The 12,416-nt window shown below is 43.1% G+C and carries 11 protein-coding genes; 6 read left to right on the top strand and 5 right to left on the bottom strand.

The window, feature by feature from the left end; translation table 11 throughout:
• Positions 1 to 233: 233 nt before the first annotated feature.
• Both EWV66_RS09350 and EWV66_RS09355 read right to left on the bottom strand, forming a co-directional pair.
• Positions 234 to 3,470 (bottom strand): tubulin-like doman-containing protein, encoded by a 3,237-nt coding sequence (locus EWV66_RS09350; RefSeq protein WP_287107550.1) that lies wholly within the window; start codon positions 3,468 to 3,470, stop codon positions 234 to 236.
• A gap of 2 nt (positions 3,471 to 3,472) precedes the next feature.
• Positions 3,473 to 4,429, bottom strand: coding sequence for a ribonuclease Z (locus EWV66_RS09355; protein WP_185239379.1), 957 nt, complete (start codon positions 4,427 to 4,429; stop codon positions 3,473 to 3,475).
• Positions 4,430 to 4,968: 539 nt separating this feature from the next.
• Between EWV66_RS09355 and EWV66_RS09360 the strand changes: the two genes are divergently transcribed.
• The 3 genes from EWV66_RS09360 (at position 4,969) to EWV66_RS09370 (ending at position 6,036) form a co-directional block, all read left to right on the top strand.
• A complete protein-coding gene (locus EWV66_RS09360) occupies positions 4,969 to 5,154 on the top strand; it encodes a hypothetical protein (protein WP_287115943.1) in 186 nt (61 codons plus the stop codon).
• Positions 5,155 to 5,201: 47 nt separating this feature from the next.
• A complete protein-coding gene (locus EWV66_RS09365; RefSeq protein ID WP_002803963.1) occupies positions 5,202 to 5,603 on the top strand; it encodes a fasciclin domain-containing protein in 402 nt (133 codons plus the stop codon).
• A 163-nt stretch (positions 5,604 to 5,766) separates the two neighbouring features.
• Entirely contained in the window at positions 5,767 to 6,036 is a 270-nt protein-coding gene (locus EWV66_RS09370) for a hypothetical protein (RefSeq protein ID WP_052276791.1), read from the top strand.
• Between the two features lie 150 nt (positions 6,037 to 6,186).
• Here EWV66_RS09370 and glgB read toward each other — a convergent pair whose 3' ends face one another.
• From glgB to psbH, 3 genes are all read right to left on the bottom strand, one after another.
• Positions 6,187 to 8,466 carry a 1,4-alpha-glucan branching enzyme gene (glgB, locus tag EWV66_RS09375; RefSeq protein WP_287107553.1) on the bottom strand — a complete coding sequence of 760 codons (2,280 nt, stop codon included), beginning with the start codon at positions 8,464 to 8,466 and terminating at the stop codon, positions 6,187 to 6,189.
• Positions 8,467 to 8,782: 316 nt separating this feature from the next.
• Positions 8,783 to 9,031 carry a TatA/E family twin arginine-targeting protein translocase gene (locus EWV66_RS09380; protein ID WP_002743526.1) on the bottom strand — a complete coding sequence of 83 codons (249 nt, stop codon included), beginning with the start codon at positions 9,029 to 9,031 and terminating at the stop codon, positions 8,783 to 8,785.
• 104 nt (positions 9,032 to 9,135) lie between these two features.
• The gene (gene psbH, locus EWV66_RS09385) at positions 9,136 to 9,330 is read right to left on the bottom strand and encodes a photosystem II reaction center phosphoprotein PsbH (RefSeq protein ID WP_002736544.1); all 195 of its coding nucleotides are present in this window, start codon (positions 9,328 to 9,330) and stop codon (positions 9,136 to 9,138) included.
• A gap of 453 nt (positions 9,331 to 9,783) precedes the next feature.
• Here psbH and EWV66_RS09390 point away from each other — a divergent pair, with 453 nt between their 5' ends.
• The 3 genes from EWV66_RS09390 (at position 9,784) to EWV66_RS09400 (ending at position 12,218) form a co-directional block, all read left to right on the top strand.
• Positions 9,784 to 10,383 carry a superoxide dismutase gene (locus tag EWV66_RS09390; RefSeq protein WP_002765257.1) on the top strand — a complete coding sequence of 200 codons (600 nt, stop codon included), beginning with the start codon at positions 9,784 to 9,786 and terminating at the stop codon, positions 10,381 to 10,383.
• A 184-nt stretch (positions 10,384 to 10,567) separates the two neighbouring features.
• Positions 10,568 to 11,362 (top strand): alpha/beta fold hydrolase, encoded by a 795-nt coding sequence (locus EWV66_RS09395; RefSeq protein ID WP_052276789.1) that lies wholly within the window; start codon positions 10,568 to 10,570, stop codon positions 11,360 to 11,362.
• Positions 11,322 to 12,218, top strand: a complete 897-nt coding sequence (locus tag EWV66_RS09400) for a tRNA (5-methylaminomethyl-2-thiouridine)(34)-methyltransferase MnmD (RefSeq protein ID WP_052276788.1) — start codon at positions 11,322 to 11,324, stop codon at positions 12,216 to 12,218. Before EWV66_RS09395 ends, EWV66_RS09400 begins: the two co-directional genes overlap by 41 nt.
• Positions 12,219 to 12,416: the final 198 nt, after the last annotated feature.

Below are 12,416 nucleotides of genomic sequence, written 5' to 3' on the forward strand. Positions count from 1 at the left end.
TTATCAATTTATTCATAATAAATATTGGCAGAGGATTAAATATTAGTTATTGTGACTAACTCTTTTGGTTAGAACAAGATAAACTTGAGAATATTCGGTCAAATTTATTGACTCAAAATTAGCTGTACTTAATTTAAATGAATCAACCCTACCCTTATCAAGGAGGATCCCCCCGCCTATCGGCACCCCCCTTATCAAGGGGGGCAGGGGGGATCAAACCCAAAATCTAATTTCTACTTAACTAATTTCGCCCCACACTTAGAACAAAAATTAGACGAAGGCGGGTTTTTGTGTCCACAATTACCGCAGATAATTAAAGCTGGGTTAGCCACTTCCGTCACCGGAGAAAGAGGAATTTCTCCACCGCTATCCAACTTATAGTTATGGATTAACTGCAAAATAATTGCATCTTCCCGTTTATATTCTGTATTATCTTTTCCTCCTGTTAACTCCTCGGATCGTTGTTGTAAATAGTCAATGAAAGTCCGATACAAAGCTTGTTTTTTCTCAGGAGTGGCTGCAGCCTGTAACTTAGCTGTCACCTGACTTTGAATTTTTTCCTTATCTTCGCGACAAGCTTTTACTTCTAACACCTGTACCGCATCTTCCCAACTGGTGGCGATATCGACTTTTTTTAATCCCGTTGCGGTTTTAATTTCATAGCGAATTGTTTTCTCATTAGTGACTCGATTGACTTCTGGAAAAAGCACTTTCAAAGCTCGGGCTGTCACCACCAATTGATAAATACTCGGATCTTCGGGAAAAACATCCCAGAAAGGCGGTTCCTTTTGGATATGTACGGGGATGGGTAAATCGCGATTTTCCCCCATTTGTTGGGCGCGTTTAGCGAGAATAAATTCTCCTTTCCAGTCCTGATAGGATTGCCGCAGCTCTCGCATTCCCTCCAGACAGCGTAGGGAAAAACCGCCAATTTCCTGCACGAAGACAAGACGATGTTTTTCCACTTCTGCTAAGGGTTTAATATCGTCTTCGTTGGGGATAAATTCCCGCAGTTTCGGCATAATTTTTTGGGCTGCTGGGTTATTGGTATTTCTTCCCCCAATCAGGGCAACATTTTGATTTAATTGCGGTGTAAAACCCGCATCTTTTCCCCGCAAAACCGCAGGATTGAGCATAATTAGGGGTCGCGATTTTTGGTAGGCAATGCGAAGATTATTGATAATCTCGGCATCGTTGTTATAAATTTTTAACAAGCGATCGCAAGCGGCTAATTCCTGCTGAATTCGACTACTAGCGGGAGCATTTTGTAGGAGTTGATTAGCTTGGTTTAGGATAACTTTTTGAAAATCACCTTGACGAATATCGGCAATCTCGGTGATGTCAAATAAACGCATATTTTCATCGGTGCGGCGCGTTTCTTTCCAGAGGGGGCTAGATTGCTTTAAAATCTCTTCTGAGAGGGGTAAACAAAGGTTATCCATACCCGTATCGTAGGCATTTTTGTTACCAGCAATCCCCGAGGCAAATTGTTCGATAAAGTCTTGATAAAGACTATTTAATTCTTGTCTGTCAAATAATTTAATCCCATTAATTAACAAAGCATCGGCACTATCAATCTGTTGATTAGCTTGGAGATTAAATAGATCGCGACTTTGAATTAATTTCTGACGAAAGCGATTAAAACGGCTTTCTAATTGATTAAGATGTTCCAATAAACGATTAATAACCTCTACTCCTGCACCTCTGGTTTTTCGTTGAATATTGGCCATTAAATAGCCTTCCAATCCCGTTAAAGCTTGTTCACAATATTCTTCCATCTTATCTTTTTTGGAGATATGAAGTTTATCTTTCAGATCATTAATTTCCGCTAAGGCTGTATCGTATTCCCGTTGACGTTTACTTTCGTTTTGACTCCAAACCTGTTCTTGATCGCGACGGAATTTTTCTGCTATGTCGGTGAAGATTTGTCGTACTAAAACAATAAAACTCTCGGCAAATTTTACCCCACGGTTCCGATCCTCAAGGATATTATAAAACTCCATTTCTAGGGACTTTTTACCCCGTTGAATAATTTCATCCCGGTTATTATAAATCTTTTTCAGGTAATCGCCGTGCAGCCGTTCATCGGGACTCAATTCTAGTAAATGATTGCGTTTAAATTCCTCGACTCTTGGTGTCAAATAATCATTAATAAATTGCAGAATTTTACCCTGTTCATTGCCTAAAATATTAACCCCCTGTTTGGTACAAGAGAGCCAATTATCTTGATTAATTTCCTGACGAGTTTCGTTAGTCCATTGGGAGATTATGGCAATTAAAGAGCGATCCTTGTCGGCACATAAATCCATAATTAATTCCCCTTCGCTCAAGCGCATTCTCTTGAGGATATCACCTCTGACTAAGTCCAACATTTGAGCGGGTAAAATCACGGAATCATTCAGCCACCAATTAATTAAATCTTTGGCTAAACGTTCCGATAAGGAAGCACGAATTTGGGCAAGAGGAATTTCAATAGTTGATAGCCCAAAACTCATAAATTGCTTAGGATAACCGCGACCCCCCGGGTCAGCTTGCGCCCAAGAACCCTTAATATTATCTCTAATGGAACGCTTATGGGGGGCAAAATCAGAGGTCATATCTAGGAAGATATTTTGGGCGATCATTTCCCGAATTTGACTGAGTTTAAAATCACCTTCTCCGTTTTTTGTCCCCACTAAATAGGTAAAATCAAAGGGGGGTAATTTACTAACAACTTCATCGACCAAACCACTGCTAAACTGTTGATGATATTCGGTTCTGTAGTCAGAAAAGTAATTTAATTCCATCAGAGCAGCGTAACCATTAGCCAAAACTCGATCGCCGACACTAATCCCCGCAAATGCTTCAGGAGTGGGAACAATTGCCGTACTTAAAGGACTACTTTCTCCTCGTAACCAATTACGAATACAGTAGCCTAGATCGATTAACATTCCGCTACCCGTACCACCGTTTAAAGACCCCGTGGTAAAGACATTAATAGCACTATTACTAACTTTAATTCCATAGCGATCAAGCATAAAGTTTTCTTGTCCCTTTACCCGTCTCACCGCGTCCAGAAATTTTCTTTGGATCTCATGATAATTACAAAATAAAGCAAAACGGCCACAGGCGCGAATTTGTCCCGCTCCCGCTTCTAGGGAAGTAATATTTCTCTCTAATTCCGGGGGAAACCAACTATTAATCCAGGGATATCTATCCATGTCAGATACCATCTCCTGTACCTGTTTTCCACTCACCCGGGCCCAGTGTTTTTCGTTATCTTTAAAAGCACTGCCAGCAGCTTCAGGATTACTGATTTTATAATCCTTATCCGTGTCAACCACCAAAAAACTGACAATCGGAAAATTACTCAAACTGCCATAACTTTCCTCGATTAAGCGACGCAATCGCGATAAAATTTCGTTACCCGTGCCACCAATACCCACTAAAACCGTGGGAACCATGCTTTTTTCTTCTACTGCTGCTGGCATAATTATTTAACTCCTAAGACCATTTCTTGACGGTTGCGGGGGACTTCGTAGGTGAGGAAATCGTAGGCTAATTTAGTGTTAGGAAAAATTGCCCGCGCTTCCTCTAACAGATTGGAAATATCCAGAGAATTCCCCGGTAGATAACGGGGACTAAAATGGGTCATTAATAACAATTTTACCTGGGCTGCCAAGGCCACCTGGGCTGCCATCGTCGAAGTGGAATGAACACTTTCAAAGGCTAATCCGGCATCTTGGTGAGCAAAAGTCGCCTCATGAATTAGCACATCTGCATCCCGTGCCAATTCGATCGAGCCTTCACAGAAAATAGTATCGGTACAATAGGCTATTTTACGGCCGATTTCCGTTTCCCCGCAGAGGGACTGACCGCGAATTTTTCTGCCATCGGGAAGGGTGACAGTTTCCCCTTTTTTCAGCTTGCCGTAAATTGGTCCGGGGGGAATACCTAAAGCGTTGGCTTTTTCCACATCAAAACGTCCAGGACGGTCTTTTTCGGCGATGCGATAACCGTGGGCGGGAATACGATGTTTTAATAGCTGACAGGAGACGGTAAATTCTTCATCTTCGTAGAGTATGCCGGGGGAAACGGGATGGACACGCACCCGATTGGCGAAATTAGTATAGGAATACTTAGCACAAGCACGCAGATAGTCCCCTAGTCCGGGAGGTCCGTAGATATCAATATCCTGAGCAGAACCAGCTAATCCGATACTGGCTAACAATCCCATTAAACCAAAGATATGATCCCCGTGCATATGGGTGATAAAAATGCGTCGGATTTGGGAACTTTTTAGGTCGCTACGCAGTAACTGGTGTTGAGTTCCTTCTCCACAGTCAAACAGCCATATTTCCGCCCGTTGCGGCAAACGAAGGGCGATACTAGAGACATTACGCGAACGAGTGGGAACCCCGGAACTGGTTCCTAAAAAAGTAATCTCCACAGGATAGCTGTCAGGATAGAGGATTATTTTTCTAGTCTAGGCTGTTTTGATCGATTTCTCGATCGAATTGCTGCTTTTCTGTATTTGATCACTTGGAAACAGGAAATGCTCTGATTTTAACCTCAATTAATTTTAGTACAAATGATTTAGCTTCCCGTTTCCCCAACCCCCACTCGGCAATAATTAATCGCAGCCAGAAATACATTGGCGCACTTATCATACTTTGTGTTTTTTGTCAAAAAAACTTTTTTTTTGCAATAAAACTACACAAAAAAAAGATCATCGTTGTGGGTGAAATTGACTCATTTACCCGTCTTAATTAGGATCACCCTGTAGATGTGGCAAGGGTTTCAACCATTGTTGCCCAAAAAAGCACAGAGTAACCCATTATGAAATTCTATCAAATCGCTGTTACCTTCATAACATCGTTGTTAAATAAAAATCTTTCTCAATTAATTCTTAAGAATTTGTAAATATTGCGAAATGTTAATTTAAATATTCTCAAGTTTTTGGAGTCAATAAATAATTTTTGCTTATCTTTGTCCAAAATCGGGTTAGAAGTCAGTTATCAGTTATCAGTTATCAGTTATCAGTTATCAGTTATCAGTTATCAGTTATCAGTTATCAGTTATCAGTTATCAGTTATCAGTTATCAGTTATCAGTTATCAGTTATCAGTTACTTCCCCACACCCCATCCCTAGAACGATCTTTGGGACAAGATTAAGTTTAAAATCTGAAATAGATGATTTTTTTGAGGATCGAGTCAAGTTTATGGCAGATATTGTCGATATTGCGGTCAGTGCCGATAATTTTAAAACGCTAGTGACGGCGGTACAAGCCGCTAATCTTGTGGATGCCCTAAAAAGTCCCGGCCCCTTCACGGTTTTTGCCCCCACCGATGAAGCTTTTGCCAAATTGCCCCCCGGGACGATTACAACCCTAGTGCAGAATATCCCCCAATTAACCCGAATTCTCACCTATCACGTCGTTGCGGGCAAATATATGCAGGAAGATTTGGCGAAATTGGCTGTAGTGACTTCTCTAGAGGGTTCACCGATTCCCATTGATTGTAGCGAAGGTTTTGAGGTGAAAAATGCCACGGTGGTCGCGGGTAATATCGAGGCGGATAATGGTGTGATCCACGTCATCGATACGGTGATCCTGATGGGTTAGTTTTTGACTGGCTTTTCTCTGGGCTGCATCCAGGGCGGATCTGTCTTATTTAGTCACTAAATATACAGATACTTTTGCTTGTTTATGGTTTTGATGCTCGACGGAGGAAAATGCCCACTTTCTGCGGTTATAAACCAGATAATTCCCGCTAAGGAGTACGCCAATGAAGACCTTAGAATTTCTCTCGGAACTGAATACCGCACCGCAAGGATGGGGATTCTGGATTGATCGTCAGCAGATCGAAGCCAACCACGTCGGTCAATATTCCTTTGAGAATGATCGTTTGCCAAAAAGTTTTGTTGATATCGGTAGTCTCGCTGAATTAGCTCACCAACGACAAAAATATATTCTTAGCCATCTCGACAGTAATGGCAACGTGGAAGAACTCGCTCAAGAATGGGTGCAAACACTGCTCGCTAATTTGACAACTTAATAGTTTCTGGAAAATTCACCCAAAAAAGAGGCCACTTTCTGCAAGATGACCTCTAAATTTTTTTGTTAGGGGTTGGGGTGTTGGGGTTTTAGGGTGTTAGGGTGTTAGTTGAATTTCCCCATCTCCCCATTCCCCTATTCCCCTATTCCCCTATTCCCCAGAAGCATTAGGACTGATTTTGAGAACTAAAACCCCTAAAGGCGGTAAACAGAGATCAATCGAGTAGGGACGGCTATGATAGGACAATTCCTCCGACCATTTACCGCCAAGGTTGCCCATATTACTACCGCCATATTTACCCGCATCGCTGTTAAAGATTTCCTGATAAAAACCGGGATGGGGTACACCAACGCGATAATGGCTGTGGGGTTGGGGAGTAAAATTACAGACCACCACCAGAAACTCCTGCCAATTTTTGCTCCAGCGCAGGAAAGAAACGACGCTATGACTATTATCACTACAGTCGATCCACTCAAAGCCATCCTGACCAAAATCCTGGGTATATAAAGCAGGTTCACTCTTATAGGTGGCGTTCAAATCAGTAAAAAAGCGTTTTAGCTGTTGATGGGGTTCGTACTGCAAAAGACCCCACTCCAAATCACCCCAAACATTCCACTCACTCCACTGGCCAAATTCCATGCTCATAAACATGGTTTTCTTGCCGGGGTGGGTAAACATATAACCAAATAATGCCCGGACATTGGCAAATTTTTGCCACTCATCCCCCGGCATTTTGCCAATCATATTACTTTTGCCGTGAACCACTTCATCGTGGGACAAAGCCAGCATATAATTCTCGCTGTGGTTATACCACATACTAAAAGTGACATTATTTTGATGGAATTGACGGAACCAGGGATCCATGCCGAAATAATCGAGCATATCGTGCATCCAGCCCATATTCCACTTCAAATTAAAGCCTAAACCGCCCATATAGGTGGGCCAGGACACCATCGGCCAAGCGGTGGATTCTTCGGCAATTGACAGAATTCCGGGGAAATAGCTAAAAATTACATGATTGACTTGACGCAGGAATTCGGCGGCCTCTAAATTCTCCCGGCCACCGTACTCGTTGGCCACCCATTCCCCATCTTTACGACAATAATCGAGATAGAGCATAGAAGCCACCGCATCCACGCGAATACCGTCAATATGGTACTTATCGAACCAAAATAGGGCATTAGCCACCAGGAAATTTCTGACTTCGTTGCGACCGTAGTTAAAAATTAAGGTTCCCCATTCCTTGTGTTCCCCTTTGCGCGGGTCGCCGTGTTCATAAAGATGAGTACCATCAAAGAAAGCTAACCCGTGGCCATCTTTGGGGAAGTGACCGGGGACCCAATCCACTAGCACACCAAGGCCATTTTGGTGACATTGATCGACAAAATACATGAAATCTTCAGGATTGCCGTAGCGACTGGTGGGGGCAAAATAACCCGTCACTTGATAACCCCAAGAACCATCAAAAGGATGCTCGGCGATCGGTAATAATTCGATATGGGTGTAACCTAATTCTTTAACGTAGGGAATTAGTTTTTGGGCTAACTCGTAGTAACTCAAAAAGCGCGCCCCAGTGTTCCATTCCGACACGGGAACCGGTTCCCCTTCCCCGGAAAGTAAACGGGGTGGTTCGGCACTAGAAGCGTGCAGCCAAGAACCGAGGTGTAATTCGTAAACGGAAACCGGTTGAGTTAAAGGATCGCTATGGCGGCGTTTTTCCATCCAATCGCTATCATCCCAAGTATAGCTATCTAAATTGGCCACGATCGAGGCGGTTTTCGGGCGTACTTCTTGGGCAAAACCGTAGGGATCAGATTTTTCGTAAATATGACCTTCCCAATTTTTGATCTCGTATTTATATTTAGTGCCAACACCGATTTCCGGGATAAACAATTCCCAGACCATATTATTACGTTTCCGCATTTGGTGATCACGACCATCCCAGCTATTAAAATCACCAATAATCGAGACGTTGCGAGCATTAGGGGCCCAAACGGCAAAATAAACCCCTTTAATACCCTCGATTTCGGCTAAATGCGCCCCTAATTTTTCATAAATGCGATGATGGTTGCCCTCCCCAAACAGGTGTAAATCAAAATCGCTCAGTTTGGCAGAACGGAAGGCATAGGAATCATAGATTACTCGTTCCTGTTCTCCCTCGTGGATGCGTAATTGATAATTGTTCAGTTCACTGATATCGATAACGCACTCGAAAAAATGGGGGTGATAAGCGGTCGTCATGGGATATTCTTGTCTTTGGGACGGTAAAATAACCCAAGCGGCCGTGGTTTTCGGTAAATAGGCTCTAACAACCCATTTATTGACTTTTCCTTCTTCTTCTAGGGGATGGGCCCCCAAAACCTCAAAGGGATCGTGATGGAGGTTGTTGACGATTTGATGGACTTGTTCGGGGGATACCACTATAGACATTCAGTTAACACTCTTGACATTTACAATACTTATAGCAAGGAAATAGTCATTTTTTCCTTGCCTTCTGGGAATTCTCAAACTAATGATATATTCTGCCTACTCATTCAACTATGGCTGTGACTGCTGCCAAAATTATCATGTTTAAAGACGATTTTGCGCTCCGAAACCTGATTTACCCCTTTCTCGGTCAAAAAAACTAACAAGTAGAAATGGTGGCCGATGGTAAAACTGCCAATTTAACCTCGATTTGGTCATTCTCGATGTTAATCTAGCGGATAGCCTCGAATTTGACCTACTCTACATCTCTACACAGTTTTTAACTGGAACGAGTTTGATCCCTAGGAGATTGACTTTCTTCTAATTCCGCTTTGATTTTTACCGAGTCTTCAATCTGCTGGGCCTCTCGCTTAAATTCACTTTCAAATTCCTTGGATGCTTCTTGAAATCCTCGAATCGTTTTGCCTAAACTGCGACCGATTTCTGGTAATTTTTTCGGTCCGAAAACTAGCAGGGCAATCAAGAGAATTAACCCCATTTCCGGCAATCCAATCCCAAAAATATTCATTTTTCTGCTCCTAATAAAAAAATCGCGGTGGGCAATAACCCACCTGCTAAAGTCTGCGGGACAATTCTGCGTCCAAAAATGCCGACAAGATTGTTGGAATCTGCTTACTGACCCCAATCTACATTAAATCCTTCTAAAATTAGGGAGGAGTTGTAGATCTGTAAAATAATCAGCAAAAAGACTAAAAACAGAGCCATAAACACTCCCATCAGCAAGGTAGTTCCCCAACCGGGGGAAACTTTACCATATTCCGAATTGAGGGGACGAAGGATTTCACCTAAGCGTGTACGCTGTGCCATAAGTTACCAAGAAAGATCTGTAAATGATAATTTTGTATTGATCCGTAATTTGAGGAAGTGCCAACCAGTCAACCCAGTGAGATAAAATCTACTGCCGTTGCCAGTGGAGCTTTTTTGGTTTAATTCCGAACGGAATCATTTTTCTCCCGCCCTGCCACGCCCACAGGAATCTGCAAGCGCCTACAGTACGGGAATTATTTTAACATTGTTTGGTAATCTTCTCAGGATTTAGGAGACGGTCGATGGGGGTTGGGGTGATTTTTCAGTTATCAGTTATCAGTAATCAGTTATCAGTCAGGAGTTAGGGTTGGGGTGATGGGGGAGAAGGGAGAAGGGAGAAAAAGCTGATCACTGATCACTGATCAAGTCTCCTTCGGTGCTATGATCGAGTATGTAAAGTTTTATCAACACTAACTTAAACAAGCTCTCAAGAGAGGATATAAAGAACCACACATGGCTTACACACTTCCCCCTTTACCCTACGATTACACTGCCTTAGAGCCTTGTATCACCAAAAGTACCCTAGAATTCCACCACGACAAGCACCACGCCGCTTATGTCAATAACTATAACGGTTTGGTCAAAGATACGGAACTCGATGCTCTCTCTTTAGAAGAAGTTATCGTTAAGGTTGCTGGTGATGCCTCTAAAGCTGGGGTTTTCAACAATGCCGCCCAAGCATGGAATCATAGTTTTTATTGGGACTGCATGAAACCGGGTGGTGGCGGTGCGCCTACCGGTGCTTTAGCCGCTAAAATTAACGCAGATTTCGGTAGTTTCGAGAAATTTGTCGAAGCTTTCAAAACTGCGGGCGCTACTCAATTCGGTAGCGGTTGGGCTTGGTTGGTTCTCGATAACGGTACTCTCAAAGTTACCAAAACCGGCAACGCTGACAATCCTTTAACCGCCGGACAGGTTCCCCTCTTAACTATGGATGTGTGGGAACACGCTTATTATCTCGACTACCAAAATCGTCGTCCCGATTACATCAGCGACTTTTTAACCAAGTTGGTTAATTGGGATTTCGTGGCTGCTAATTTAGCAGCGGCCTAAAAATTTAGCTCAGTTAATCCAGTTATCAGTTATCAGTTATCAGGGATTGGGGAGCAGGGAGAAACCATCCATAGGTTGGGGGTTAGTCTTACTATTAAAATTGGCAAATCTCTCTAACATTAATTATCCTTAAGTATAGATAACTAGAAAAAACTTTTTTAACATCGATCGCGCTTGTTGCACAATGGAACAAACTGTCAGTTGGATTATTCCCCGTCATCCCCGTCCCGATTATCCCCTGTTTGTATTTTTACCCGGAATGGATGGCAGCGGCCAACTCTACCATCGTCAGATTAAAAACCTTGCTCCTTACTTCGATCTGCGTTGTTTGGCGATTTCCCCGCAATATCTCGGTGATTGGGAGGAATTAAGCGATTGCGTGATTGCTTTATTGGCACAGGAATTAAAGGGACAATCGAGAAAAGTCTATCTCTGCGGTGAGTCTTTTGGTGGCTGTTTAGCCTTGAAAATAGCGACAAAATCACCAAAATTAATTAAAAAACTGATTTTAATTAACCCCGCTTCTTCTTTTAATCAAAGACCTCTTTTAAGCTTGGGAATCGGTATCACCCAGATAATGCCCGATTTCATCCACGGCAGCTCGGCACTAACTATTTTACCCTTTCTCGCCGCTCTGGGTCGAATATCCAGGGAAGATCGCCGCTCTCTCCTCAAAGCCATGCAATACGTCCCACCGAAGACGATTAGCTGGCGTTTATCCCAGTTACAACGGTTTCAGGTTAGTGCCAGCGAGTTAAAAGATCTGCAATTGGAGGTGTTAGTGATAGCCAGTCAAGGAGATCGACTGTTACCATCGGTAGCGGAGGCTAAACGCCTAATTCAGCAGTTACCCGCCGCAAAATTAACGATTCTGCCCAATAGTGGTCACGCTTGCTTGCTAGAAACCGATATTCACCTCAAAGACATTCTCCATCACCATGCTTGTCTCCCCCGAAGCTTACCCGCAAAAAGTCACTGAGGATGGTTCTTATACCTTTTTTTCGACCGAATTCGGCGAATGTTATCATTCTACCTCCGGGGCAAGGGAAGAGGCTGAGAAAAAATTTATCCTCTCCAGTCGTCTGGCAGCGAAAGCAGACCAGAGCAATAATCTGAAAATTCTTGACATTTGTTACGGCTTAGGGTATAATGCCGCCGCAGCCTTAGCGGCCATTTGGCAAGTTAGGGGGGATTGTCGGGTAGAATTATTAGCTTTGGAAAGCGATCAAATGGTTCCCCTAGCAGCTATTAGAGAAAATCTCTTAAATAGTTGGAGTCAACCAATTCCCCAATATTTAAACGATTTTGCCCATAATCACCGGCTAGACTTGCCTAATCTCACCGCTAAACTGTTAATCGGGGATGCGCGACAGACGATAACCAAGGTGATTGAGGCGGGTTTTCAAGCAGAGGCAATTTTTCTCGATCCCTTTTCCCCGGGTAAATGTCCGCAACTGTGGACGGTGGAGTTTTTAGCTTTAGTGGCCAAATGTCTGAGTCCGACGGGTTATTTAGTCACCTATTCCTGTGCTGCCTCGGTGCGAAGGGCTTTACAATTAGCAGGATTGCAGATTGGAGCCACCGATAGCGTCGGACGGCGATCGCCAGGGACAATAGCCAGTTTTTTGTCCTTACCCCCATCTCTATCGGCACAGGAACGGGAACATCTGCAAACTAAAGCCGCTATTCCCTATCGAGACGCGACTTTAACCGACCCAGCCGAAGTTATCATACAACGTCGTCGCAGCGAACAGGCTCTCTCTGATTTAGAACCGACTAGCCACTGGAAAAAACGTTGGCAAAGAGTGGTGAGTTCGATCGAAATCTCGGAATGAGATTAATGTAGGTAAGTAAGTAGTTATAATTAAATTGAAGATAGATTTTGCCTCTGATCCCCCCTGCCCCCCTTGATAAGGTAGGGCTGTTTCATTCTCCCATCAGAATATCAAAAGTAAAAGCGATCAATATCAGGTAAAATGAGAAGTGACCGGCAACTTTTTAAATATATGTTGAGCTTAATAGAAAAACTAAAA

Source organism: Microcystis sp. M_OC_Ca_00000000_C217Col, from assembly GCF_007095585.1.
GTDB classification, from domain to species: Bacteria; Cyanobacteriota; Cyanobacteriia; order Cyanobacteriales; family Microcystaceae; genus Microcystis; species Microcystis panniformis.

Excerpts from the sequence above, each read along its gene's own strand:
- EWV66_RS09350 (WP_287107550.1), bottom strand. The coding sequence starts at position 3,470 with ATGCCAGCAGCAGTAGAAGAAAAAAGCATGGTTCCCACGGTTTTAGTG.
- EWV66_RS09365 (WP_002803963.1), top strand. The coding sequence starts at position 5,202 with ATGGCAGATATTGTCGATATTGCGGTCAGTGCCGATAATTTTAAAACG.
- EWV66_RS09370 (WP_052276791.1), top strand. The coding sequence starts at position 5,767 with ATGAAGACCTTAGAATTTCTCTCGGAACTGAATACCGCACCGCAAGGA.
- glgB (WP_287107553.1), bottom strand. The coding sequence starts at position 8,466 with ATGTCTATAGTGGTATCCCCCGAACAAGTCCATCAAATCGTCAACAAC.
- EWV66_RS09380 (WP_002743526.1), bottom strand. The coding sequence starts at position 9,031 with ATGAATATTTTTGGGATTGGATTGCCGGAAATGGGGTTAATTCTCTTG.
- psbH (WP_002736544.1), bottom strand. The coding sequence starts at position 9,330 with ATGGCACAGCGTACACGCTTAGGTGAAATCCTTCGTCCCCTCAATTCG.
- EWV66_RS09390 (WP_002765257.1), top strand. The coding sequence starts at position 9,784 with ATGGCTTACACACTTCCCCCTTTACCCTACGATTACACTGCCTTAGAG.
- EWV66_RS09395 (WP_052276789.1), top strand. The coding sequence starts at position 10,568 with ATGGAACAAACTGTCAGTTGGATTATTCCCCGTCATCCCCGTCCCGAT.
- EWV66_RS09400 (WP_052276788.1), top strand. The coding sequence starts at position 11,322 with ATGCTTGTCTCCCCCGAAGCTTACCCGCAAAAAGTCACTGAGGATGGT.